Genomic DNA, 25,516 nt, shown 5'->3' on the forward strand with positions numbered 1-25,516 from the left:
AATATAATGCAATATGATCAAAATCGAAGTTTTGCTTGGCGATCGCTATTACTGTGAGTCGTGATTTTTAGTTAATAGACATCAAATTCTCAAAAGGATGCCGATTTTTCCAGCGGTAAGTATTAAAGTCCCGAAAATCAACAGATAGAATCCGCCCATGCCCCAAATGTTCGGCAAGAATAATCAATGAAGCGTCCACTAAATCCATTGGCAGGGAACTATATTGATTCATCAATTCACTGATTCTTTTCCCATCTTGAACCTTGAGATCAAAAATCTCAAAAGCACCAATTTCTAAGCTATGAATAAACGTCTGTTGAGCATTTGTGTCTGTACGTTTTAAGAGAATATGACAAACTTCCGTAATCACACACCATGTTGTCACCAGAGGCTCATCAATCGTATCTAAAACTTCTTGAGCGAGAACATGATAATCATCACGGCGATTGATTAGTGCTATCCAAAAGCCAGAATCAACGATTACCATATTTTTCGTTAAGACTTTCAGTGAGATATTGCTTGTAATTAACCGCCAAATCAGAGTCCCCTTCAGCACAACCAATCAGCCCTGATTCTCTAAGACGTTGCAAAGGTTTTACAGGGGATTCTTGATGTAATTTTTCATAATAAAGATCGATCGCCACTTTCATAATGTCAGACACACCTTGATTTGTCCGCTGGCGAATGTAATTAAACTTACTAGCGCGATCGCTATCGAGCCTTGCATTAACTCTCATATTTTTGCTTGTCATAACTCTGTATGACAATACTATAGCTCAAAAAATTCAAGGTTAAGTAGTTATCAAATAGTTTCCTCATAGGGCGATAGCGAACGCATTGCGTCCCGGGGGGAACTAGTACCGCAGGGCGGAAGTCAAAAGTCAAAAGTCAAAACGAAGACAGTATAGGCTTTTTAACGATTTAGAATGGTTGGTTTATTTATGCCGTGTTGTACTAGCGCGACCTAGGAATCGCTCTTTTCCTCGTATGTATCGTATATTAAGTATTAGAACCCAAATCAAATTTCTAAACTTCCAAAATTCATGTAAATACTACAAGGATTTAACTGTGATTACAAATGCTAGTAGCCTTACCCTTAGCAATCTCCGTCAAACCTTTGGCTTGAGACTCGACACTAGCGATAGCGAAGCGCTGACCGGAGGTATCGCTTTTTTGATGAATGGTTAAATAATTCACCAACACTAACGGAAGCGGAACTACAAGGACTAGATCGCCTCACTCGCAACTATAACTATCTCAGTCAAGAAGAAGCGCCCCTTGAAGAAATTGTTAAGCTTGTCGTGGTGTCGCCATTGCTAGATTTGGCTGGTTTCTATCAATTTCCTTTTTTGGTAAAAGCAGAAGTAAGTAGGTCGGCGTTAAAAAATCAATCTATGTAACGAAATATAAATTAACGAATACCTTATAAATAGGGTGTTTCACGGTTTTTACAAAACTAAACATATATCGATTTTATTGGGCCGACTTACTTAAGTACCAGTATCGAAGTTTCTGATGAAGCTAATGCTATAGCGGTTCAAGGCAGAATTGATATTTTGGTAATCCAAGATAGTTTTTGGATTTTGGTAAGTAAGTCGGCGCAAAGAAACCAAACTATGTAAAGATAAGTAAATACGGAAAATAAATCTAGTGAGGTGATTAAAATATGGGTGCTCGTTTAAGGGTATTTTTAACTCGTGAGCAAGATAAAACCCTGTTGAACCTAAGAACAAGGGATTTGCCGCAAAAAGTCAAAGATAAAGCCGAGGTAATTAGGTTAAATTCACATGGTTGGTATGTAGAAAAAATAGCTGCTCATTTTGACTGGACTCCTCAAACAATCAGAGAAATCTTACATAAATGGGAAAAACAGGGTATAGAAGGACTTTGGGAACTACCTGGTCGAGGGTGTAAACCAAAGTATGGTGAAGAAGACATAGTATTTTTGGAAGAATGCCTAAAAAAAGAACCACGAACATATAACAGTGTTCAATTAGCTCAAAAATTAGAAAGCGAACGCCAAATTCAATTGAGTCCCGACAGATTAAGACGGGTACTCAAAAAAAGGGGGTCATTTGGAAACGAGCTAGAAAGAGTCACAAAGGAAAACAAGACCCCAAAAACAGAGAAATTAAGCAAGCAGACTTAGAGATGTTGACACTATCTGCGGCGGCTGGAGAAATAGACTTGAAATATTTGGATGAATCAGGGTTCTGTATGTGGAGCGAACCAAGTTATACATATTACCAGCGAGGTGAGCAAAAACATTTAGAACAAACAAAGCGTCGTGGACGGAGATTAAGCATTATTGGGCTGATTCAACATGAGGTTAGCTTTGTTTACGGTTTAGTTATTGGTGGTGTTAATCGCAAATCTTATATCCAAATGATGGAACAAGAAGCGCAAGAAGCCGAAAAAAACGGACGAATAAGAGTGATAGTGCAGGATAACGGTCCAATACACCGATGTAAGGAAGTGCAACAGTTATGGTCAAAATGGGAGAGTCAGAACTTATATATCTTCTTTCTGCCCAAATATTGCTCGGAAATGAATCCAATTGAATTGGAATGGCAGCATCTCAAAAAAGATGAACTATCGGGACAAATGTTTGAGGACGAGTTAGACCTTGCTTATGCCGTAATGAATGGGGTTAAAGCCAGGGGAGAAAAAGGACAATACAGTACAGAACGTATTAAATTTAACGAACATACTTCTTCTTAACTTTTCGTTACATAGTTATAAACTTTTCCGCCGACCTACTTAATCGAATCAAAACCTGCAAGGCTGGACGTTACCGCAGGAATTCCCCAAGCACTTACTTATTTGTTGAGCGATCCTAATTTGCAGTCAAGTTGCTATGGAATGGTGACAAATGGCAGAGAAGTATTGTTTTTGAAATGCAATCGCCACCAAGATGTCCCTCAATATACGCGATAGCGAAGCGCTGCTGCAAGCAGTTCGCATACTTATCGGTTACTTGAAAATACAGCAGAACGTATCCAAGTTTTGCAGGGACTTAAACAAATTGGGGCTTATATTGGCGATTTGAGGAGTTAGGCGATAGCGTAACCTACGGCATCTTGCTACGCAAAACGTCCCGGAGAGAACTAGCGCGACCTAGGAATCGCTATTTCTGTGAGTTTTGATTTTTAGGCAATAGCGAAGCGCGACCTAGTAGTCTGTCAAAGACATTTTGACGGATTTTTGGTAGTGCGGGCATACTATGGCTAACGCCACGCTGCGCTATCGACAAGCTCAGTACAAGTCTTGCCCGCGTGAGCGTCTCGCTCACACTACAGTCCATCATTTTTATCTTGACAAACTACTAGGAATCGCTTCAATTGTCTATCTGTTGAAGGGTTTGCTGTAGGCGATCGCAAATATCTTACAAAAAATCCTGATTAAAACTGTTAGTGATTTATGATAAGGAAAGCAATGATAAATACTTATCTTGGTAGAATAATTTGATCGTGTCAAAATTCTGACGCAATAAATTTTCAACTTGTGAAGTCGAACAGTTGCCAAGTCGAATCCAGATAACCTTAGGTGGATTCCCAAATACTAGGCTGAGGTCGTGCATATCTGAATCTTTTGAGACAATCATCAAATCGTTCAACTTAGCATAATCCCAAACGATGGGATCAATAGTTGATTTCATTTCAACCCATCTTCCGCACCCTAAACTGTCACACAACGAAAAATGGTCGTTGGGGGATTTGGGATTAGCGATAGCCACATAAAATTTCGACCTTTTTGTATAAAAATCATCCTTTAATATATTAAAAAGTCCGAAATTACCGATTGTGACACCGGGGGGTGCGGAATGTGGGTTTCAACATCCCGAACGTGTAGCGAATTTGGGAAAATGTCGTTCAAGCGGAGCGGTAACTTTGGAGATAGATTTTCGTCAAAAAGAATTTCATGCTGATATTGATGCAGTCATAAAACGATGTTCGCGGTTCGCTGCATATGCAATGCAGGCTTTAAAATCTTCCCGTGTTAAATCGGGAAAATCTTCGAGTATTTCTGCTTCTGTCATATCAGAAGCTAGGTATTCAAGCACTTCATAAACAGTAATTCGCAAGCCACGCAGACAAGGCTTACCACTACGTTTATTTGGTTCAATTGTGATGTAATTTCGGTAGTTCATAAATTATCTTAGTCATCCATTAATAGTAAATCAGCTTTGAGTTCTAGAGCTAAAACAATCGCTTCTGCTTCACCCAAATCAATATTTTCTTGGGTTTCCTGAATCAAGATTACTCTTTGAGGATCTTCAACAGCCTGTTTTTGAATCCAAGGTAAAGTTTTTACCTCTATAGCACCAGGAACGATTTTACCTACCTTGACCATTTCATTATAAACGGCTGTAGGGATAACAATCCCAGGGGAAAGTTTTTGGAGTAAGTCTAGCTGATTGATTGCTGCTAAATTAGTAATTGGTGATGTATCACTGACAATAATCACAATAACCGCTCATAGAAATCTGGACAAAGCTACCTAAGGATAGACAATACTAGACAACTACGTTTGCAATCTTAGACCAAAGACCTAAGACTACAGGGATAAACTGCAATCCCTCTATCCCATTCATAAAGTTTGGGTCTACTGATTGCGCTTTAGCTACTCTTTTATTGAAGAATTGGTTAATACTTTTCAATGGTCTACCATTAATCAATAACGGTTTAATACCGGAATGGTTGGAAGTTATAGCCATCAAATTATTTAGACCAAGGTCTATACCAGCACTGTATTTACCGGTTGATTTAACAGGCTCATCTACTGTGTAAACTACTTCAATAACATAATAGTTTAGCTTAGGTACAATCCTTACTTGATCTACATTACCAGCAATAGTAGGTATTTGGATATTAGACTGAGATAGTCTCACAATACCTTTAGTTAACGCTGGTTTTGATATTGCATCTATTGGATAGATTACAATATTTCTACCACGCTCTTTATGCTTATATCTGGGCATTTTAGGTTGGCCAAGATATTTACCCTGATGTTTTGCCCAATCCTTTAATGCGGCTAAGAAGAAAAAAGACGATTCACAATGACTTTGACTCAAACAGCTATTCAATGGCTTGAGCAAAAACAAATAGATATAAAAGCATCAAGTATCAGTGATGTCATAGAACGTATGGCAAGAGAAAACCTACCCAAAAAAGAGTAGGAAAGGGTAGGTTTGCCCAGAATTTAGCTGACAGTTTGACACCCCATTGATTCTAGGGTTTTCACATCTGATTGAAAATCCTCTACATCATAATTGATACAAAGTCCCCGTAAAGCAAGTTCATGTTGAAACTCAATTACTGTGAGTTCAGTCCAAGCACGAACTTTACCGCTACTAATTTTTCCTTGCTGATAAAGCATGATAGCGACTTCTAATTTTAGTTCAGCCTCCGTCATTTTGCTGGCTCGAAGAATATCATCAGGTATTAAGACGCTTATAATCAAGTTTGCAGGTGTAATTTATATATTTTTAGCATTTCTTCCTGTATAAGTTAATTTTGACACAGCATCTATAAAAAAATGGCAAATTAGAAAAATTAAGCTAATTTTAAATTATTTATTTCCCCAACCTTTAACAACTGTGAGTCTTGTACTATTAAATTCCAGGGATATTTTAGAAACTATAGTCGTCAAATATGTACTAGATAAGTTAAAGATGGAAATAACTGACAATTGACTCTCAAAGGTTACTTCTAGCATTCTCAAAAAGATCACTGTACCTGAAGTTGAGAAAGATTTACCCCTATTGGGCAGTTTGTGTAAGTATACAATCACTGCTGAGGCGTGATATTTCATCTTGACATTTCGCAAAAATTAATCCAACTTAACTATTTAGCTGCATAGCTATTATTCTTTTTAAATTTCCATGTCAACTCTTGTTATCGTCGAATCTCCCACAAAAGCTCGTACCATTCGCAACTACCTACCAAAAGACTATGTAGTAGAAGCTTCAATGGGTCATGTCCGTGACCTTCCCCAGTCGGCTAGTGAAATTCCCGCAGCCGTCAAAGGGGAAAAATGGGCGCAGCTTGGGGTCAATATAGAAGCCGACTTTGAACCGATTTATGTCGTTCCTAAAGACAAAAAGAAAATTGTCACTCAGCTTAAAGAAGCCCTCAAAGGCGTAACTGAACTGATTTTGGCCACAGACGAAGACCGGGAGGGGGAAAGTATTAGTTGGCATTTATACCAATTGCTCAAGCCCAAAGTGCCGACAAAGCGCATGGTATTTCATGAAATTACCAAGGAAGCTATTCAAAAAGCTTTGAAAGACTGCCGTAATATTGATGAGCAGGTAGTTCGCGCCCAAGAAACCAGAAGAATTTTAGACCGATTAGTAGGATATACCCTATCGCCGCTACTGTGGAAAAAAATTGCCTGGGGGTTATCCGCTGGGCGAGTGCAATCTGTAGCAGTACGCTTATTAGTAATTAAAGAACGACAACGCCGGGCTTTCCATGAAGGCACATACTGGGATTTAAAAGCCAGTCTAGAACAGGAAAAAAGTCCCTTTAGCGCGGTTTTAGTGACTCTTGGCGGTACGAAAGTTGCCACAGGCAGCGATTTTGACTCAACCACTGGCAGAATTACCGCCGGGCGTAATGTTGTATTACTCAACGAGGAAGAAGCCGAAGCCCTAAAAGCCCGCCTAGAAGGGAAAACTTGGACAGTGGCGGATATGGAAGAACGTCCTGTCACCCGCAAACCAGCGCCACCGTTCACTACTTCCACACTGCAACAAGAATCTAACCGCAAGTTGCGCTTATCGGCACGGGATACGATGCGAGTGGCTCAAAATTTGTATGAGCAGGGGTATATTACCTACATGCGGACAGATTCGGTACATTTGTCCGACCAAGCGATTACTGCTGCCCGTGCTTGTGTGGAGCAAAAATATGGAAAACAATACCTTAGTCCCCAACCTAGACAATACACGACCAAGTCTAAAGGCGCACAAGAAGCTCACGAAGCCATTCGTCCCGCTGGTAGTAGTTTCCGCACACCCCAAGACACAGGTTTAGCTGGACGAGAATTTGCTGTTTATGATTTGATTTGGAAGCGCACCGTCGCCTCACAAATGGCTGACTCTCGCCAAACTCAAGTTACTGTGCAAATCCAAGTTGAAGACGCTGGTTTTCGTTCCTCTGGTAAGCGCATAGATTTTCCTGGCTACCTCCGCGCCTATGTCGAAGGTTCGGATGATCCTGAAGCCGCTTTAGAAGACCAAGAAGTAATTCTACCTGCTCTGAAAGTTGGTGATCATCCTCAATGTAAAGAATTGGACGCGGTAGGCCACGAAACCCAACCTCCTGCCCGTTATACTGAAGCAACTTTGGTGAAAACTTTGGAAAGTGAAGGCATTGGTCGTCCTAGTACCTACGCCAGCATTATTGGCACAATCATTGATAAAGATTATGCCCAATTGGTGAATAATGCCCTAATTCCCACTTTCACGGCTTTCGCTGTGACTGATTTACTGGAAAAACATTTTCCAGATATTGTTGACCCTAGTTTTACTTCTAAAATGGAGCAAACCTTGGATGAAATTTCCACGGGTGAAGCTCAATGGCTACCCTACTTAAAGAAATTTTATCTTGGTGAACAAGGTTTAGAAACTTTGGTGAAGGAACGGGAAACCGAAATTGATGCCAGTAAAGCTAGAACTGTAGAACTAGAAAATTTAGATGCTAAAGTCCGCATTGGTAAATATGGTCCTTATATCGAAGTTACCAATGGTGAGGAAGTAATTACCGCTTCTATCCCCAAAAACCTCACCCCGGCTGACCTGAACCCCAAACAGGTGGAAATCCTCCTCAAACAAAAAATTTCCGGACCTGACCAACTCGGTCGTCACCCGGAAACTGGAGAACCAATTTATATCAAACTTGGTACTTATGGTCCATACGTTCAATTAGGCGATAAAACTGAGGAAAATCCTAAGCCTAAACAAGCTTCTTTACTCAAAGGTGTGACACCGGAAACCGTCACTTTAGATATGGCTGTGGGTTTATTATCTCTCCCCCGTGCTTTGGGAACTCACCCCGAAACTGGTGGCAAAGTCCAAGCTAGTTTAGGAAGATTTGGCCCCTATGTTGTCCATGACCAAGGGAAGGAGGGGAAAGATTACCGTTCTCTAAAATCTACGGATGATGTCTTGACAATTTCCTTGAATCGTGCTTTAGAATTATTGGCAGAACCGAAAAAAGGACGGGCTGCTGCTAAGAGTAAGTCTAAAGAAGCTTTACGGGAGTTGGGTACACATCCAGAAGATGAGTCACCAGTCAATATCTATGATGGTCCCTATGGTCCTTACATTAAACATGGGAAAACTAATGCCAGTCTTCCTGAAGGTGAATCAGTAGAAAATATCACGCTATCTACAGCTATTGAATTACTTTCAGCCAAAGCATCTACAAAATCTCCCCGCAAAACCACTAAATCAACTACTAAGTCAACTGCTACTAAATCAACTACTACTAGAGGAAAAAAGAAAGACGCAGCAAGTTAGGGGTAGGGAGCAGGGAGCAGGGGAAATTTTTTCTGTTTTCTTCCTCCCAACAACCAACAACTGACAACTGTACGGGCGAAGCATTTGGAGAACTATTTTTGGCAATGACCGATAATTTATCTTCCAAATGCTTCGCCCCTACTGACAACTGACAACTGACAACTGACAACTGACTCCCAAACTTCTATTCCCTATCACCAATTACCCATTACTAATTAAGGATGTGATAATCTAATAAGTAAGGGAGAACACAAAATTAGAATTTCCTAGTAGCATATATCATACTTATGGAAATGTGTCAACCTTTTTGTAGTCTAAAGGTGTGATAATACGCCAGTTTCTGCGACCCGGTTAAAAAAAATTGAGGTACTATCTCAGGAGCCGTCAGTTTAATGGATTATATAGAAAAGGTACTGGAAAAGCTGAAAGAATTAGCGCGAAAGTTAATTGATAGCCTGCTCGGTCCAGAGGCTGAACCCGAACCGGAACTGATTCCGATTCCTGTACATGAACGTTCTCGGCGACGACGCTAAAATATTGAAGGTGTGAGAGTTGAATTTTCCAGCTTTAAGTGTTCTTGTGCTGCACGGTCCAAATCTAAATTTGCTAGGACTCAGAGAACCGGGAATTTATGGTTCTTTAACTTTAGCAGAAATTAATCGCTTGTTAGAGTCTAAAGCAATGGAACTACAAGCCGAAATATTGCCCGTGCAGTCAAATCATGAAGGGGTTTTAGTAGATGCTATACACGGGGCATTAGGAAAGCATCAGGGGATTGTCATTAATGCTGGGGCTTACACTCATACTAGTGTAGCTTTGAGGGATGCGATCGCTGCCGTTAATTTACCTACTGTCGAAGTACATCTAAGTAATATTTATCGTCGGGAAGATTTCCGCCATCATTCTTATATCGCACCAGTGGTAATTGGCCAAATCAGTGGCTTTGGCGCTCAAAGTTATTTGTTAGGCTTACAAGCACTGGTGTACCATTTAAGGCAGTAATTAGGTGACAGGTGACAGGGAAGAAGAAGTAATTACCAATTACCAATTACCAATCACCGATTAAAAATTATGCGTTATTCTCTTGTGAATCGGGTTAGGGGAACTTTTCTGGGAGCTTTCTTGGGAGAGGGTTTATCTAGCCAGAATAGTTTTAGATTGGGTAAAATTGCGGTTTTGGGGACGGAAAGTTTAATCAGTTTGGGCAGGTTAGATGTAGATGACTGGTTAAAGCGTCAAGAACAAGCAGGTATTGAATTAGAAACAAATATTAATTTCTGGGGACAAATAATTCTCGCTACATTACCAGTGGCGATTTTTTTTCATGACAATACCGATAGAATGCGAGAAAATATTTTAGCCGTGCAAAGGATATTCAATTGGCAAAATGAGCCGATGATCAGAGATGCTAGTTTAATTATAGGATATGCGATCGCTCAATCCCTGAATGAAAAACTTAACCCCCACAGCCTGATTTCGGAAACAGTGAGTTTTTTAGATAAAACATCAACTTTATTACCACAAGAATTAATAAAAGTCAATGATTTATTAAAAAAAGGGGTGGGACTAGAAACAGCACAAAGAGAATTGAGTAGTCCAGAAAAATTAATTAGCAATATTGGTTTAGCTTTTTACTGCTTTGGGAGTACATTAGAAGACTTTCCCCTGACCGTATTAAGAGCTAATCAAAATCACAATTTTGCCAATCAAAATATTACAGGTGCAATTGCTGGAGCATTATCAGGCGCGTATAACAGTACAGTTGGTATACCTGTAAATTGGCAAATTTCTCCGTCAGTCACTAACTCCCCGGCTTGGGGACTTGAGAGTTTTGCCCAAATGTTAACATTAGCCGATACAATGATGGCGGTGTGGTCTGGAGTATATGACTTGAGCGATAATTGTGGCGAATTTGTGGACACAGGATATACTATCTTTGCTGCTCCTCATATTATCCGTAGACGTTGAAATGATCTGATTCAACAAAGGTTAATTAACGGTCAAATGGGAACTGCTATCACTCCCTAACTTTTTATCCAGCTAGAGTGGCGTTCGCGGTAGCATGGCGGAGACATCAGCCATCTTTGGGGTATTTCGCGGAAGGAAAGATGAAAACGCAGCGATTTTTGCAATCCTTGAGCCAGCAACTAAGGCAATGGCAGCGGCAGTATAAAGTGCTATTCCGAAAAGGAAAGTATCAGCATAAACTGCATGGGAATTTTCTAAAAAATCTACTTCTGTATTTATCAGCAAATAGTCATCAAGGAAAACAAGGCAAACAGAGACAGACACAACAATCAACTGTTAAATTAGTTAAGAAAACTCGTGGTATTGATAAATTTATTCTTCTATGGATACATCAAAAACGCTCTTCAATAATTTTGGTATTGGCAATCTTATCACTCACAAGTGTAATGGGACATGGTTTATATAACCAACCAAGAATGAAAGTTGATAATATTGCTTTACAAACATTTACTGCTCCTTTCACAGATGATGTTGAAGATCAGCAAGAAACAGAACAGAAACGAAAAGATGCTATAGATAAATCTGTGCCTGTTCTCATGATTGATAACCATATAAATGAACAAATTAATGAACAGGTGGAAAAATTTTTAGATACAACTAATGAACTTAGGGATATAGTTGACGGGTTTCCATTTTTTGATCCTGCCGTTTTATCAATTTCTATTCAACGTTATCTTAGGACTTTTCCTGAATCAGAATGGCAAAAGCTGAAAGTAACTTTAGAAAATAATAGAAAACAAAATTTAAAAAAGCAAAATTCAAAATTTTTGTTGTCTCCACAAATTTCATCAAGTTTTCCGGTATTGCAATTGTCTAAACCTTTTCCTATTTATGAAAAGCAGAGTGATGAAGCTAGTTTTATTCAAGCATCATCAGAACTAGAAGCTTATCAATTTACTGGATCAGAATCTAATTTTTCAGCATTGATTACCAAAATCTCTCAAGTTAGACAAAAATATAATCAAGCAATTGAGAAAGCATCACAAATAGAAACTGGAAAACTTAAAAACTTTTATACAGAACCTATTATTTTAGATTTAACTGATGATGATTGGTTAAAAACACAAGCTGGAATTCATAAAATTGCCGAGCGAATTCTTGCCCAAGGTATATATGCTGGATTACCTAAAACTATTTTGAATAATGCAGTTAATTTGCAAGTGCAATCATCTGTACCTAGTGAAGCTGAACCCCTAGCAACAAAATTATTATTAGCGGTACTTCAACCAAATATTAAACAAGACGAAGCCCAAACAAAACAACAAGGTGAACTGGTAGCTAATCAAATACCATCTGTAATGATCCGGGTGAAAAAAGCAGAGGTAATTGTTAGTAAAGGAGAAAAAATTACTAAATGGAAATTTCAGGTATTAGAACATTATCGCCTGATTGGCCGACAAGTGAATTGGATGGGTTTAACAATTGTCGGTATGGTTGTTACTGTAGGAATTCGGATTTTTGTCTGGATAGAAAGAAAAAGTCATAACTATTTGCGACAACGCGATCGCCTATTAGTTTTACTTCTTAGCCTCAGTGTTCCTGGAGTATTGGCAATGAGTTTACCCTATACTACTTGGAGTGCTATTGGTTTATTATTAGGCAGTTTCTATGGACCAACTGTAGGGATAACAGTAGTGGGTTTATTGTCGCTGATACTCCCAATTACCACAGATACAAATATTCTGGTATTGTTGGCTGGGGCTATGGGGGGAATGTTAAGTAGTTATGTCGCTCATAGATTGCGATCGCGCGAAGAATTAGCATTATTAGGTGTTGTTACTGCTTTAACTCAAGGTGGTGTATTCTTATTATTAAAAATCCTCACTGGTGGGGTTTTTGGTTCAGGTTGGTATATCTTCCAAGAAGCTGGTTTATTTGCTGTATCTGGCTTGTCCTGGAGTATTGTGGCTTTGGGTTTAAGTCCTTATTTAGAAACATTATTTGATGTGATTACTCCTATTCGCCTGGCGGAATTAGCTAACCCTAATCGCCCATTATTAAAGCGTTTGGCGACAGAAGCCCCAGGTACTTTTCAACATACTTTATTAGTGGCTACTTTGGCTGAAGCTGCGGCTAAACAATTGGGATGTAATGTAGAATTAGTTAGGGCGGGAACTCTATATCATGATATTGGCAAAATGCACGATCCTTTGGGATTTATTGAAAATCAAATTGGCAGTCCCAATAAACATGAAACAGAAATTCAAGATCCTTGGAAAAGTGCCGAATTGATTAAAAAGCACGTGACAGAAGGGGTAGTAATGGCGAAGAAACACAGTTTACCAACGGCAATTCAGGCTTTTATTCCCGAACATCAAGGCACAATGGCGATCGCTTATTTTTATCACCAAGCCCAACAAATAGCCCAAAAAAATCCCCATATCATCCTAGATAAAGCAGATTTTTGTTATGATGGTCCTATCCCCCAATCACGGGAAACAGGAATCGTCATGTTAGCGGATTCTTGTGAAGCCGCATTACGCAGTCTTAAAGATGCAACTCCAGAAAAAGCATTGAATATGCTGAATAATATTCTCAAAGCAAAATGGCAAGATGAACAATTAATAGATTCAGGCTTGACAAGAGAAGAAATGCCAAAAATTGCCCAAATATTTGTGGATGTTTGGCAACAATTTCATCACAAACGCATTGCTTATCCTAAAGCAAAAGTTGGTAATTTGTAGTTAAGATTAATCTGCATAGAATTAGAATTTAAGAATAATCAAACGCAGATAAACGCAGATAAACGCAGATAAGGACGGATGAATCACAGCAGATTGCAGATTAATGAGGTACAGGATCTAAATTCAAAGCCAGACAGCAAGCCAGTTTTACTCCTTATTCATTCTTCCTTCTTCCTTCTTCATTCTGACTCCTGACTCCTGACTCCTGACTCCTTTATTCCTGCTGTATTCATACTTAACGGTTAAACTAGAGATAGAAAAATGACAATAGGAAGATTATGATGAGCGATCGCGACTATACCTTAATTATTGACAAAAGCGGTAGTATGTCCACACCCGACCAAGCGGGTGGAAGAACTAGATGGAAGATAGCTGAAGAATCTACCATTGCTTTAGCCAGAAAGTGTGAAGAATTTGATCCTGATGGCATTACAGTTTACGTTTTTTCCGGCAGATTTAAACGTTATGAAAATGTTACTGCTGCTAAAGTAGCCCAGATATTTCAGGAGAATGATCCATCAGGTACGACTAACTTAGGAAGTGTACTCCAAGATGCCCTGAATAACTACTTTGAGCGCAAAGCCGCCGGTACTACCAAACTGAATGGAGAAACGATTTTAGTCATTACTGACGGTGAACCAGATGATCGCAAAGCCGTATTTGAAATTATCATTCGTGCTACCCAACAAATGGAAAAAGATGAAGAATTAGGAATTTCCATGATTCAAGTCGGTTCAGATCCTCAAGCCACCAAATTTCTTAAAGCCTTAGATGATCAATTACAAAGTGTTGGTGCTAAATTCGATATTTGTGATACCGTAACTTTAGATGATTTAGAAGACATGAGTTTAGCTGATGTTTTAATGAATGCCATCACTGATTAATTAACAAAAATTCCTAATATCTGGAGAGTTTAGTCATGCTAGAAAACCGTGATTACACCTTAATTATTGATAAAAGCGGTAGCATGGCTACCCCAGATCAAAAAGGTGGTAGAACTAGATGGGCAACAGCACAAGAATCTACTTTTGCATTAGCCAGTAAATGTGAACAACTTGATCCAGATGGCATTACTATTTACTTGTTTTCTGGGAAATTTAAACGTTATGAAAATGTCACATCTGCCAAAGTAACACAAATTTTTCAAGAAAATGATCCTTCAGGAACAACAGATTTAGCGGGTGTTTTGAAACACGCTACTGATGATTATCTACAACGTAAAGCCTCTAGTAAAAGTCAACCCAATGGGGAAACAATTTTAGTAGTTACTGACGGTGAACCAGATGATCGCAAAGCCGTCATGAAGGTAATTATTGAAGTTTCTCGTCGTCTGGATAGAGATGAAGAATTAGCTATTTCCTTTATTCAAGTCGGTAATGATGCTCAAGCTACCCGCTTTTTGAAAATCTTGGATGATGAATTGCAAAGTGCAGGTGCTAAGTTTGATATTTGCGACACTATCACAATGGATGATATGGAAGATATGAGTTTATCAGAAGTTCTCCTCAATGCCATTAATGACTAGCACCGCAAGGCGGAATTAAAAATTAACAATTAAAAATTAAAAAAGCTTGCTGAATATTGCTTTTGACTTTTGACTTCCGCCTTGCGGTACTATTACCGTCGTGAATTAAAAATTAAAAATGATCCCCCAACTTTCACATCAATTCATAATTTGATGAAAACAGAAGTCGGGGATCTTATATTTTTTAGGAATTACAAATATGGATTCCATTGACAAGCTATTAGCTGAACTCAAAACTGAATATACAGAACCAAAAACCACACCACAACAAAATAATTTAACCCCAGTTAAATCGGTTTCACCCACAATCAAATCAGATGTATTCATAGATAAATTGTTATCAGAAGTACAAGCTGATTTGGCGGAAAATAAAACTGCATATATCCAATCCAAACCCACAGAACCACAGAATAATTTACAAACCATTCAATTTGTCCATTTACCTGATACTAAATCTGATGTATCTGTAAATAACTTATTAGCAGATGTACAAGCTGATATTTTGGCAAAAGATGCGGCTGAGGCACTGCAAAAACAAGAAGAATTAACACAGGAGAAAATTCGTCAAGAAAAACTTCAAGCTAAACAAAAAGCAGCTTTAGAAAAAACTGCTAAACAATGGTTAGCTAAATTAGATCCATTATCATCAGAAGGATTATGGTTTGAAAGATTTGCTGAAAGTTATCCTCACAAATTAGCAGCCGCAATTGATTATTTACAAACTAATTCCTAAATTTCAATTTACCGCTAATTTCTGGTTTTTGCCTTCACCAAATAGAACGAAAGGCACGGAAGCCACTTGGCAATAGATGCGTGGAGGAAGTGCCAACGGCGTTCGCGGAGCGTGCCGGAGGCTCTATTTATTCGCAACCAAGATTCTTAACCATGATGCGGGTCTTCTATATATCTTCTAATTGTATCTGCGGAAACCTGACCTGCCGTCGAATAAAAATAACTGTTAGTCCATAGGCTAGGAAGTTTTAATAACTCCGGGAACTCTTTTCTCAATAGATAAGATGACCGACCTTTAAACGCCTTAATAACTTGGTTAATGGCTATATCCGGTTGATGCTCTACAAACAAATGGACATGATCTGGCGCGACTTCTAAAGCCAAAACGTCCCAATCCTTCTCTTGAGCTAAATCATTGATTATTTGTCGAAGACGCTTGGCTATCTCTCCAGATAAAACCTTCCTTCTTCGTTTGGGAATCCAGACTAGATGAACCACGGCATTACCTTTAGAATGGTTGTTTGTTCTAAACTCTAAAGTAGTTTTCATGTTGTTTGCTCGTTGCTATTGACAAATAGAATCTAACTCAGTTATAGTGGAAAAGTCAAGAAAGTAATACAGGTAAAAAATAATTGTGTACGGCTGCCAACAGATATTAATTAGCCCGAATAAGGATTTAAAAGCCATATTGGAATATGTTTGTACCGAAGCTAAAAAGCTGACAAATTGCGGTGTTTACTATTCTCGTCAGTTGTATTTTAAAACTGGCAAGATACCAAGTAAAGCCGACTTACATAAACAATTGGGAACTATCCAAAAAAATGCCCATTACCAAGCTCTATATTCAGACACAGCACAACAGATTTTAACTACTGTTGCAGAATCTTTTAAGTCTTACTTTGGACTTTTAAAAGGCATAAAAGAAGGTACGGTAACTCAAAAACCTAAACCACCAAATTACTGTAAAAGTGTAATGTCTATTGCAACCTTTACGGGGCGTTCTTTAAAATTAAAGGACGGAATATTGAGATTCCCTTTAGGTAGTAAGGTAAAAGCGTGGTTTGGAATAGACGCTTTTTATATCCCTATGCCCTCAAATCTGGACTATAAATCAATAAGAGAAGTCCGTATCCTGCCAAGGAACAGATGCTTTTATGCAGAATTTGTTTACCAACAAGATATTAAAAGCTCCGAGGTGTACGCATCAAAAGTATTAGGAATTGACCACGGGTTAAATAATTGGTTAACTTGTGTTTCTAATATTGGTACATCCTTTATAGTTGACGGACTACATTTAAAAAGCATCAACCAGTGGTATAACAAATCTGTAGCTAAAATCAAGGAAAATAAACCGCAGGGTTTTTGGTCAAACAGGCTTGCAGCGATTACAGAAAAGCGTAATCGCCAGATGAGAGATGCGACTAATAAGGCGGCTAGAATCGTAATCAACCATTGCATCGATCATAAAATTGGTACTGTTGTTTTTGGCTGGAATGTTGGACAAAAAGACTCTATAAATCTTGGATCAAAAACTAATCAAAAGTTTGTTCAAATCCCTACTGCAAAACTAAAAAACCGCATTGCTCAACTGTGTGAACAATACGGTATCAAGTTTGTTGAAACTGAAGAATCCTATACCTCAAAGACATCGTTCCTAGACAATGATTTTCTACCTACATTTGGTGCAAAACCCGAAGGGTGGAAAGAGTCAGGGAAAAGAATTAGCCGGGGTTTGTACTGTTCTCAGGACGGCACAAAAATTAATGCAGATTGTAACGGTGCGGTCAACATAATCAGAAAAGTAGCTGCGATATTTAAGTTTGACTTAATTGGAGTAGGTAGAGGTTGTTTAAGTCAGCCTACGAAAGTTCTTTTATGGACTCTTCAGAAATCCCCGCGTCTTCAGACCGGGGAAGCTTAAACACTAAAATGGTATTTTGTCAGTCACAGTTAGATTCGTTTCCCATGGCACTGACTCTACTTTTGTTTCCCCTTCCCCAGGCTCTACTGCCGTTCGTAATGCCGGATATGGAAATAAACTTTTAAATCCAGCCAGACGTTCTTTTAATGCTCCTGGTGCAGTATTCCAAAGACTTTCATAATAGAAAAAAGCTACACCCAGTCCCCGTTGTTGGGCGGCACGGACTTGAGATTGAATCTGTTGAATTGATACGGGTTTAGTTCTTAAACCTGCCATAACACCGATTCCAGCAGGAATTTTTTGTTTTACTTCTTCCATTTCTGGACGGGAAAGCTTGCCAATAAAATGATCTAAATTTTCCTTATAAACTTGCACAATTAACTCATCTACTATGTCTAATCGTACCCAGTTCAACCAATCTTGGAGTTGAAATTTATAGGCATGATTATAGTAATTAGGTGAGACAGAGAAAATCATTTTCGGTTTGATTTGTTTGACTATTTGATTAAGTCTCACCATGAATTCTGTAATTTTATTTGCCCGCCAATTTACCCATTCTGGGTTTTGAGGATCACTGGGAGGCATTTTTTTAGTTTCTTGTTGATATAAGGCAACCGTATATTTATCGTAACCAAATTCAGAAGGTAAACTCATGTGATCATCAAATTGGATACCATCAAGATCATACTTGTTAGTAAGTTCTACAAGCAAATCGCTAATAAACTGTTGTACTTCTGGATGAAACGGATTTAACCATGAAACCTCACCGCCGGCACTAATAGATGTTTGATTACCATCTTTTTTTTGTGTTAACCATTCTGGTTTATTCATTGCTAATTCTGAACTGGGAGGAGTCATAAACCCAAATTCAAACCAAGGAATTACCAGTAAATTTTTCCGATGAGATTTATTAATTAAATCGGCAAGAATATCATGTCCATCTAAACCTTGAAAGACAAACGGTTGGATTTCTAACCGCTTGGCTACTTCACTAGGATACATGACATAACCAGAATTCCAAACTACGGGATAGATAGTGTTAAAATTGAGTTTTTGCAGTTGTGTGACTGCTTCCTGAACTTTAGTCCTATCTTTAAGAATATCGAGATCATTATTTGTCATCCACACACCACGAATTTCTGAACGTGATCCTTCTTGTGCGGTAACAGGTGTGAAAGTGTTTCCCCAAAAAACCATCAGTAAAGAAATTAAAAACAAAGGCAGAAATAACTTTTTCAGTAATTTTTGAGAACCAAATTGATGGAAATTGAATTTCATTTTAATTTCAAACTATTACAATGATATAGTATGATTCAGAAGTCAGAGGTAAAACCCTGTTGTGAACGAAGTTTCATTATAGCGGTATGCACTTAAATTAGATACATGATAATTCTCCTTCCCGCTTGCAGTGAACTAGTAGTTTGTCAAGATAAAAATGATGGACTGTAGTGTGAGCGTCTCGCTCACGCGGGCAAGACTTGTACTGAGCAGTTCGACCCTTCGACCCTTCGACCCTTCGACAGGCTCAGGGCATCGCAAGCTCAGGGCATCGCAAGCTCAGGGCATCGCAAGCTCACTGTAACACTTGTCGATAGCGCAGCGTGGCGTTAGCCATAGTATGCCCGCACTACCAAAAACCCGTCAAAATAAATTTGACAGACTACTAGCACTGTAGGCGGACTGGTGTGCCACTTGGTGGAGCTTTGCTAATACATAGCGTGTTGGAGGCATCCACCCAAAGGGGGAGAGGTTCTTGTATTTCACTCAACCAATAACCGCTATATTAATTGATATCCTAACTACCTTGTCTATTGCTATATTTGACGGATTTAATCCAAAATAGTGCCTGCTCAGTTTGTGCCTGTAAGGAAGCGATTAAATTAGCCCGCTCTTCTTCTCAGGGTTCTCGGCATTTTCCTAATAATCTAGAATCTAAAATGGTCATAATTGCTGAGTTTGAGGAAAAATCCAGAAATTGTGGCTTTTTTGCTACTTTCTTATTTTTTCTCCATTCTCAGCATTTACAACTTAGTCACCATTCCCAAACCGCTTGATTAAATCCTCTGGACGGAGATTAGAAATAAATTCGCGGAAAGCTTCCTGTTCAGCTTCATCAGCATCACGATCTACAGGAATAGAAGCATTAGCCACTACTTCTTCCATGACCCAAATGGGAGTATTTGTGCGGAGTGCAATAGCGATCGCATCACTGGGACGAACATCAATTTCTTTTTTGACATCCCCTTGCTGAAGAATTAACGCAGCATAAAAGGTATCTTTTTGTAAGGTATGAATAATAACTTTATCTAAAGTCATATTCCATGTTTCCAGCATATTCACGATTAGGTCATGGGTTAAAGGTCGGGGGGGCTTTTGATTTTCCATTGCCCCCATAATTGCTCTTGCTTGTTCCTGACCGATGTAAATGGGCAAAGCGCGACGATCTGAACCATCCTTCAAAAGCACAATCGGGCTGCGAGTGATCGCATCTAATGCTATACCAGCGACTTTCATTTCTATCATTGGTTCAGCCTCTAAAGTTCTTTAATCGCTTGGAAATATGTAACAAATAATCCACTTTTTTCCGAATTTAAGAATTAAAAATTAAAAATTAAAAAAGCAAATCAAACCAGCTTTTTAGGAATTTTTAATGGTTAGTTGACTCTTACTGTGGTGTCATAGAAATCAGGTATAAATAAACCAATTTCACACCTTGTTAATAACTAATTTATTGATCCTTCATATTTTATCCTTCATCTTTCTTTTAGCTCCTAATTCAAGTATGCCTGGGGATTGATGTTAATATGTTAATATTCATTTACCAAAACCAGGAAAAAAATAAACTTACGGGCTTTACATTTTTTCCGAGAATTATTAGTTGATTTCCGCCAAAATTAAGCAATAAATAAAATTAGTTTCCCAAAAGCTGTGTTTACAGGATTAATTCAAGGTTTAGGAACCATAAAACCCTTAACAGGAGATTCGTGGCAGATTAATTATCTTAGTCAGCCAGAGATGATCATTCATGACTTGGCCTATGGTGATAGTGTGGCAGTAGATGGCGTGTGTTTGACAGTTGAAGAAATCTTAAAAGATGGATTTATTGCCACCGCTTCACCGGAAACTCTAGGACGCACAACATTAGGCAAAGAGGAAATTCAACAAAGATACGTCAATCTAGAAGCATCACTACGGGTGGGTGGTAAAGTCGGTGGTCATTTTGTTATGGGTCATGTAGATGGAATTGGTCAGTTAATTACATCTGAACAAACTGCTAGTTCCTGGGAAATGACCTTTGTGGCCCCAGAAGCGATCGCTCGTTATATAGTTCCTAAAGGTAGCATTGCTGTCAATGGTATCAGCCTCACCGTAGCTAAATATAAATCAGAATCATCTCAATTTACAGTTGCCGTCATCCCGCTAACATACAGCGAAACCAATCTGAGTTATTTAGTAGCGGGTAGTTGGGTAAATCTAGAAGGAGATATCCTGGGTAAATACGTAGAAAAATTCCTCACCCCTGGCAATAATCACCACCAACAAGCGGAAATTACAACTGCATTCTTAGCAGAAAACGGATATTTGTAAGGAGAAGAGGAGTCAGGAGTCAGGAGTCAGGAGTCAGGAGTCAGGAGTATGGCTAACGCCACGCTTCGCTATCAGAAGTATGGCTAACGCCACGCTTCGCTATCAGGAGTATGGCTAACGCCACGCTTCGCTATCAGGAGTATGGCTAACGCCACGCTTCGCTATCAGGAAGAAGAAGGAAGAAGAAGAAGGAAGAAAGAAATTTCTCCCCTGCTCCCCTGCTCCCTGACCACTGACCACTGACCACTCCGCCAAATTACCGAGCTTGGGCTGTTTTCGTGCCTGGTGTGCCTTGTGCCAACTGGCTAAGGCCACCTTCTAATTGCACACCTGGGTCAACAGCAACCCATCCATTTTGGGTAAGGTGACGGATTTCAAAGTGCAGGTGAGGTCCTGTAGAGTTACCAGTGCTACCAACTCGACCAATGACAGTTCCAGGCTCTACCCATTGACCAGGTTGAACAAAGATTTCTGACATATGCCCGTAAAGACTTTGTTGAGCCGAACTGTGATTGATTGTTACAGCCAAACCATAACCACCTAACCAGTTAGCTGATTCTACTTGACCTTTAGCCGCTGCTAAAATTGGTGTTCCCGTGGGCGCACCTAAATCTGTACCAGCGTGAAAACGGCGATCGCCCGTGATAGGATGAACACGCCAGCCAAATAAAGACGTAATTGGTGCAGCCATAGACAGAGGGAAGACAATTCCCGAACCACCACCACCACGATAAGCCAGGGTATTAGTATAAGGAACTTGAGGTAATACAGATGCCAGTGAAAAATCATAGGACACCAGACTGGGACGAGGAGCAAGATTACCCTCAATCATCGGTGCTGGTAAACTACCTACTTGGGGAGCAATAGGGATAGAACTCACCTTTGTCGTGCTAAATTCCCTAGGACTGGGGATAAAGCTATTGGCATGATAGGCAGCCTTTGTATGACTGCTGGTGTTAGTTCTGGAAATCCGCCAATTATTTTGAGGTTGACTAATTTTGCTCACACTAGTAGCAACAGCTTCACCAACATTCTCACGTTGATTGCGGTTTGCAGTTATGGCTGTCCTCACTGGGGACACGATTGGTAATTTAGCAGTTTCACTTTTTTTCAGCCAAGTCGGTGATGAATCTTTAGACTTAGCCACGGCAGGAGTTTGGGTAGTTTTAGCACAAGCACTTTGCCCTGGAACTACATTTGCACTACAACCGCTAGAACGTTCTGTGACGACTACAGAACTGGGCGGTTCATAGTTATCTGTGGTTGCATTTTTGTAGTCAGTGGGATCAATATAAGCGTTGTTATAATCCTTGAGACTACTTTCTGTATCCTTGACAGTATTTTGCGAATTATTGGTTGTTTGAGCGACTTCTGGGAGTTTTTTAACCAATGGGTCAGGTTCACTAACACTGGCTGTAGGTTGAGTATTTTCACCTTTGGGCTGGGAAATTCTCACACTGGCTGTAGGTTGAGTATTTTCACCTTTGGGCTGGGAAATCCTCACACTAGCTGTAGGTTGAGTATTTTCACCTTTGGGCTGGGAAATCCTCACACTAGCTGTAGGTTGAGTATTTTCACCTTTGGGTTTAGCATCTCTGACAACTTCTGTAGATTCAGCAACACTTTTGCTATTTAGCTTCTTTTTCAGCCTAGCTTGTCGGTCAGAAAAATCTGGCTGTGGCTTGGCTGTTTCAGGAACAATAGTTTCTTTCTGAACTGGATTTGTAACTACTGCTGGTTGGGAATTCTCAATAGTGGGAACAATATTGTCTATTGATGCAGTTTCAGTTTGAGCAGTTACAAATCCGCTACCAAGAAGACTAAAGCTACTTAACAAACAGAGGCTTTGTGCTGGTAGTCTAGAAGCAAAACGTTTACTCGTGCCACCGTAGTAAAAATTTTTATGGGCAGATTTATGGTGCTGCGTCATTTTTTCTCTTGTGTTGTGTGTAATAAGTCTAAAGAAATGATATCATTCCATGCTGGATATACTATCCTATGAAGTGACATTTTTAACAAATTTAATCATTAAACAGAAGCTTGACGATAACCCAAACTGATTGTACCTGGTTGGCAAAAAATTTCTGGTGTTACGGCTGCTTTTGGATCATAAGTTGTCATTTTTAAGCGGAGATTACCCTGTGGAGTTACTCCAACTACTGTACCTAAAAGATTATTGACATAAACCTGATCACCCATATTTGTGAGTAGATCAAGATAGCGAGATAAGAGGATGTTTATTCCTTCTACCTGTAGACACTCGATACCGGACTTAATTCCTAGTAAGACTTGTGAGGTAAGCATTTCCAGGTGATGAATCATCTGATAATTTTGGGAATTTTGCCATAATTGCAGATTAATTCCCGTTTCTGGAACTTGATTTGCCCAATTAATGCCAACACCAATCACAGCTTGAGTGATATGTCCTTGATTGACTTTGGTTTCCGTTAAAATGCCTCCTAATTTGCGACCATCTAATACTAAATCATTTGGCCATTTTATGCCGACGGGTATACCACATTTTCGTAATTGCGCTGTAATTCCCCACGCGCTGGCCAAGGTGAGTTGATAACTGCTGGTAGCTTCCATGTTGGGTGTTAATGCCATTGAAAGATATAGACCACCAGTAGAAGACTGCCATTGACGACCCCATTGCCCCCTGCCGGCGGTTTGCTGGGTGGCAATAACTACACAACCTGGTTTTTCTCCTTGGTTGATTAGTTGCCACAGGGTTTGATTTGTGGAAGATAAAGTGTTAAAAATATGTAGAGAGAATGGTAAATCTTGATGCTTATATTCTGCTTTTAAGCTATCTACCAAAAGTTGCCGATTAAATTCCACCACAGTTCACCATTGTTTTAAATCTTTTTTGGCAGTTGTTCAAGTTAGGATTGATTGAAAGTAATTAATTTTCTATTGAGGTTTGGTTAAAGATGCACACTTGGCATTGGCACAATTGGGAAGGTCTACCTTACCTGACTTGTAATCTTCTAGAACCCTGGTCTCATGGTTTCTTTACCCAACGGTTTTGGCCTCGTTTACCTCATGAACTAACTCAGGCACTACAACCAGAGGCTTTAGCTTATCGTTTAAAACAGGTGCATGGCAATACTGTTTTAACCCCCCAGGAGGTTGATGATCATGTCAATGCCAGTGATGATGATTTGGCGTTGGCAGATGGTTTAATTAGTCAGCAACCGTTACAAGCTGTCTGGGTGGCTTCTGCTGATTGTACACCTGTTTTGATTGGAGATGTCAAAACTGGACAGGTGGCGGCTTTACACGCTGGTTGGCGGGGAACAGCGGCGAAAATTGTTCCTGAAGCTATTACCAGAATGCAATCCCACGGTAGCAATTTAGCGGATTTGCGCGTAGCTATGGGTCCGGCTATTGCTGGGGAAGTTTACCAAGTTTCTGTGGAAGTAGCTGCGGAAATTGGCAGTACAATTCTACCACATTATGAACCAGAAAAAATAGTTGCTGCTTTACATAATTTACCGAATTCACCTTTAATCAAAGATCCAGAACCGGGAAAGGTCTGTTTAGATGTGCGGCGGGTGAATGCTTTGCAATTGCAACAATTAGGAATTAGTTTAGAACAAATTGCGATCGCTCCCTATTGTACTTTCCAAACTCCAGAACATTTCTTTTCTTATCGTCGAGAACGGGAGAAAAAGGTGCAATGGTCAGGAATTGTGAGTACAGGTAAATAATAGCATTATATTACCATGACTTACCAAGATGATCCGGTTGTTGAATTTCAACAACCTATCCCCAAATGATTTCCATATTTAAAATAAATTCTGGCAAAATATCTTCACCTAATAATTCTTGGGGAAATTCTAATATCTCTACTGGTTTACCAAGACGATAAATTTCCACTTGGCGCATTTTTCGATTAATTAACCAACCTAATTTAACTCCATTATTGATATATTCCTGCATTTTTGCTCGCGTTTCCTGCAAACTATCACTAGGTGACATTAATTCTAAAACAAAATCTGGGGCAATTGGTGAAAACTTTTCTTGTTCTGCGGGTGTGAGTGTATCCCATCTTTCTTTTTTAATCCAAGCAACATCAGGAGAACGATTTGCACCATTGGGAAGTTTAAAACAGGTGGAAGAGTCGAAACAAACTCCTAGTTTATATTTACGATTCCAAAACACAAAATCTGCGGCAATTTCCACATTACGTTTTCCTGTTCCTCCTCCTGTTGGTGACATAATCAATATTTCTCCTTTGGCATTGCGTTCAAATTTGACTTCAGGATTTTCTCGACAGAGTTGATAAAATTGCTGATCACTTAATTGGATAATAGGGTTTAAGTTGACGGTGATAGCTGTCATAATAACCTTGTGAGGATGAGATCAACTTTAGTTAAATTATAAAATGATATCTGGGAAATTAAATTTTAATCTCTAAGCTTAATTAAAAATTACTACACCGACAATAAACGTATACATGAAATAATTAAATTCATATCAATAAAACTTTAAGCTTATAAGCGAAT

Annotated in this window: 28 protein-coding genes; 13 read left to right on the forward strand and 15 right to left on the reverse strand. The window is 39.2% G+C overall.

Going from position 1 to position 25,516, the window contains the following annotated elements:
• Positions 1–67 precede the first annotated feature (67 nt).
• Entirely contained in the window at positions 68–487 is a 420-nt protein-coding gene (locus tag BMF77_RS19770; RefSeq protein WP_148765194.1) for a type II toxin-antitoxin system VapC family toxin, read from the reverse strand.
• A complete protein-coding gene (locus tag BMF77_RS19775) occupies positions 474–752 on the reverse strand; it encodes a CopG family transcriptional regulator (protein WP_246862969.1) in 279 nt (92 codons plus the stop codon). Before BMF77_RS19775 ends, BMF77_RS19770 begins: the two co-directional genes overlap by 14 nt.
• Before the next feature lie 914 nt (positions 753–1,666).
• Between BMF77_RS19775 and BMF77_RS28125 the strand changes: the two genes are divergently transcribed.
• Both BMF77_RS28125 and BMF77_RS28130 read left to right on the forward strand, forming a co-directional pair.
• Positions 1,667–2,149, forward strand: a complete 483-nt coding sequence (locus BMF77_RS28125) for a helix-turn-helix domain-containing protein (RefSeq protein ID WP_246862970.1) — start codon at positions 1,667–1,669, stop codon at positions 2,147–2,149.
• Positions 2,044–2,721: an IS630 family transposase gene (locus BMF77_RS28130; RefSeq protein ID WP_246863152.1), complete on the forward strand. Its 678-nt coding sequence runs from the start codon at positions 2,044–2,046 to the stop codon at positions 2,719–2,721. Before BMF77_RS28125 ends, BMF77_RS28130 begins: the two co-directional genes overlap by 106 nt.
• A gap of 697 nt (positions 2,722–3,418) precedes the next feature.
• On the opposite strand, the gene BMF77_RS19785 is transcribed toward BMF77_RS28130, so the two are convergent.
• The 6 genes from BMF77_RS19785 to BMF77_RS19805 all read right to left on the reverse strand — a co-directional run bounded on the left by BMF77_RS19785 (position 3,419) and on the right by BMF77_RS19805 (position 5,463).
• Positions 3,419–3,736 carry a DUF5615 family PIN-like protein gene (locus BMF77_RS19785; protein ID WP_246862971.1) on the reverse strand — a complete coding sequence of 106 codons (318 nt, stop codon included), beginning with the start codon at positions 3,734–3,736 and terminating at the stop codon, positions 3,419–3,421.
• Between the two features lie 35 nt (positions 3,737–3,771).
• The gene (locus BMF77_RS29070; protein WP_371735642.1) at positions 3,772–3,939 is read right to left on the reverse strand and encodes a DUF5615 family PIN-like protein; all 168 of its coding nucleotides are present in this window, start codon (positions 3,937–3,939) and stop codon (positions 3,772–3,774) included.
• Positions 3,920–4,150, reverse strand: a complete 231-nt coding sequence (locus BMF77_RS19790; protein ID WP_148765197.1) for a DUF433 domain-containing protein — start codon at positions 4,148–4,150, stop codon at positions 3,920–3,922. Before BMF77_RS19790 ends, BMF77_RS29070 begins: the two co-directional genes overlap by 20 nt.
• An 8-nt stretch (positions 4,151–4,158) precedes the next feature.
• Positions 4,159–4,467 (reverse strand): hypothetical protein, encoded by a 309-nt coding sequence (locus BMF77_RS19795; protein WP_210422237.1) that lies wholly within the window; start codon positions 4,465–4,467, stop codon positions 4,159–4,161.
• A gap of 49 nt (positions 4,468–4,516) precedes the next feature.
• Positions 4,517–5,074 carry a transposase gene (locus BMF77_RS19800; protein ID WP_246862972.1) on the reverse strand — a complete coding sequence of 186 codons (558 nt, stop codon included), beginning with the start codon at positions 5,072–5,074 and terminating at the stop codon, positions 4,517–4,519.
• A gap of 128 nt (positions 5,075–5,202) precedes the next feature.
• On the reverse strand, positions 5,203–5,463 hold the full coding sequence (locus BMF77_RS19805; protein ID WP_246862973.1) for a UPF0175 family protein: 261 nt from the start codon (positions 5,461–5,463) through the stop codon (positions 5,203–5,205).
• Between the two features lie 421 nt (positions 5,464–5,884).
• On the opposite strand from BMF77_RS19805, the gene topA reads away from it, so the two are divergent.
• Positions 5,885–8,527: a type I DNA topoisomerase gene (gene topA, locus BMF77_RS19810; protein ID WP_148765200.1), complete on the forward strand. Its 2,643-nt coding sequence runs from the start codon at positions 5,885–5,887 to the stop codon at positions 8,525–8,527.
• Here topA and BMF77_RS19815 read toward each other — a convergent pair.
• Positions 8,496–8,675 (reverse strand): hypothetical protein, encoded by a 180-nt coding sequence (locus BMF77_RS19815; RefSeq protein ID WP_246862974.1) that lies wholly within the window; start codon positions 8,673–8,675, stop codon positions 8,496–8,498. The genes topA and BMF77_RS19815 overlap by 32 nt on opposite strands.
• A 244-nt stretch (positions 8,676–8,919) precedes the next feature.
• Between BMF77_RS19815 and BMF77_RS26880 the strand changes: the two genes are divergently transcribed.
• The 7 genes from BMF77_RS26880 (at position 8,920) to BMF77_RS19845 (ending at position 15,497) form a co-directional block, all read left to right on the forward strand.
• On the forward strand, positions 8,920–9,060 hold the full coding sequence (locus BMF77_RS26880; RefSeq protein ID WP_015081449.1) for a hypothetical protein: 141 nt from the start codon (positions 8,920–8,922) through the stop codon (positions 9,058–9,060).
• Between the two features lie 19 nt (positions 9,061–9,079).
• Entirely contained in the window at positions 9,080–9,529 is a 450-nt protein-coding gene (gene aroQ / locus BMF77_RS19820) for a type II 3-dehydroquinate dehydratase (protein ID WP_148765205.1), read from the forward strand.
• A 69-nt stretch (positions 9,530–9,598) separates the two neighbouring features.
• Positions 9,599–10,495 carry an ADP-ribosylglycohydrolase family protein gene (locus tag BMF77_RS19825; RefSeq protein WP_148765208.1) on the forward strand — a complete coding sequence of 299 codons (897 nt, stop codon included), beginning with the start codon at positions 9,599–9,601 and terminating at the stop codon, positions 10,493–10,495.
• A gap of 140 nt (positions 10,496–10,635) precedes the next feature.
• Positions 10,636–13,239 (forward strand): HD family phosphohydrolase, encoded by a 2,604-nt coding sequence (locus BMF77_RS19830; protein WP_148765212.1) that lies wholly within the window; start codon positions 10,636–10,638, stop codon positions 13,237–13,239.
• 278 nt (positions 13,240–13,517) lie between these two features.
• On the forward strand, positions 13,518–14,123 hold the full coding sequence (locus tag BMF77_RS19835) for a VWA domain-containing protein (protein ID WP_148765215.1): 606 nt from the start codon (positions 13,518–13,520) through the stop codon (positions 14,121–14,123).
• Positions 14,124–14,158: 35 nt separating this feature from the next.
• Complete coding sequence (locus BMF77_RS19840; RefSeq protein ID WP_148765217.1) at positions 14,159–14,764, forward strand: VWA domain-containing protein; 606 nt, start codon at positions 14,159–14,161, stop codon at positions 14,762–14,764.
• 325 nt (positions 14,765–15,089) lie between these two features.
• Positions 15,090–15,497: a salt stress protein, Slr1339 family gene (locus tag BMF77_RS19845; RefSeq protein ID WP_148767109.1), complete on the forward strand. Its 408-nt coding sequence runs from the start codon at positions 15,090–15,092 to the stop codon at positions 15,495–15,497.
• A 146-nt stretch (positions 15,498–15,643) separates the two neighbouring features.
• On the opposite strand, the gene tnpA is transcribed toward BMF77_RS19845, so the two are convergent.
• Positions 15,644–16,045 carry an IS200/IS605 family transposase gene (gene tnpA / locus BMF77_RS19850; protein ID WP_148765219.1) on the reverse strand — a complete coding sequence of 134 codons (402 nt, stop codon included), beginning with the start codon at positions 16,043–16,045 and terminating at the stop codon, positions 15,644–15,646.
• Between the two features lie 82 nt (positions 16,046–16,127).
• Here tnpA and BMF77_RS19855 point away from each other — a divergent pair, with 82 nt between their 5' ends.
• On the forward strand, positions 16,128–17,417 hold the full coding sequence (locus tag BMF77_RS19855) for an RNA-guided endonuclease InsQ/TnpB family protein (protein ID WP_371735644.1): 1,290 nt from the start codon (positions 16,128–16,130) through the stop codon (positions 17,415–17,417).
• Positions 17,418–17,420: 3 nt separating this feature from the next.
• Here BMF77_RS19855 and BMF77_RS19860 read toward each other — a convergent pair whose 3' ends face one another.
• Together BMF77_RS19860 and BMF77_RS19865 are read right to left on the reverse strand one after the other, a co-directional pair.
• A complete protein-coding gene (locus tag BMF77_RS19860) occupies positions 17,421–18,695 on the reverse strand; it encodes a glycoside hydrolase family 10 protein (RefSeq protein WP_148765223.1) in 1,275 nt (424 codons plus the stop codon).
• Positions 18,696–19,445: 750 nt separating this feature from the next.
• A complete protein-coding gene (locus BMF77_RS19865) occupies positions 19,446–19,940 on the reverse strand; it encodes a bifunctional nuclease family protein (protein ID WP_015081458.1) in 495 nt (164 codons plus the stop codon).
• Between the two features lie 405 nt (positions 19,941–20,345).
• Between BMF77_RS19865 and BMF77_RS19870 the strand changes: the two genes are divergently transcribed.
• Entirely contained in the window at positions 20,346–21,005 is a 660-nt protein-coding gene (locus tag BMF77_RS19870) for a riboflavin synthase (protein WP_148765225.1), read from the forward strand.
• A gap of 256 nt (positions 21,006–21,261) precedes the next feature.
• Here the strand turns inward: BMF77_RS19870 and BMF77_RS19875 are convergent, their stop codons facing one another.
• Together BMF77_RS19875 and BMF77_RS19880 are read right to left on the reverse strand one after the other, a co-directional pair.
• Positions 21,262–22,935 carry a peptidoglycan DD-metalloendopeptidase family protein gene (locus BMF77_RS19875; protein ID WP_148765228.1) on the reverse strand — a complete coding sequence of 558 codons (1,674 nt, stop codon included), beginning with the start codon at positions 22,933–22,935 and terminating at the stop codon, positions 21,262–21,264.
• 98 nt (positions 22,936–23,033) lie between these two features.
• A complete protein-coding gene (locus BMF77_RS19880) occupies positions 23,034–23,846 on the reverse strand; it encodes a biotin--[acetyl-CoA-carboxylase] ligase (RefSeq protein WP_041458139.1) in 813 nt (270 codons plus the stop codon).
• Between the two features lie 92 nt (positions 23,847–23,938).
• Between BMF77_RS19880 and pgeF the strand changes: the two genes are divergently transcribed.
• Positions 23,939–24,718, forward strand: coding sequence for a peptidoglycan editing factor PgeF (pgeF, locus tag BMF77_RS19885; protein WP_148765230.1), 780 nt, complete (start codon positions 23,939–23,941; stop codon positions 24,716–24,718).
• Between the two features lie 55 nt (positions 24,719–24,773).
• Here pgeF and BMF77_RS19890 read toward each other — a convergent pair whose 3' ends face one another.
• Positions 24,774–25,352: a Uma2 family endonuclease gene (locus tag BMF77_RS19890; protein ID WP_015081463.1), complete on the reverse strand. Its 579-nt coding sequence runs from the start codon at positions 25,350–25,352 to the stop codon at positions 24,774–24,776.
• Positions 25,353–25,516 lie beyond the last annotated feature (164 nt).

The organism is Dolichospermum sp. UHCC 0315A (genome assembly GCF_008121535.1).
Taxonomy (GTDB): Bacteria; Cyanobacteriota; Cyanobacteriia; order Cyanobacteriales; family Nostocaceae; genus Dolichospermum; species Dolichospermum lemmermannii.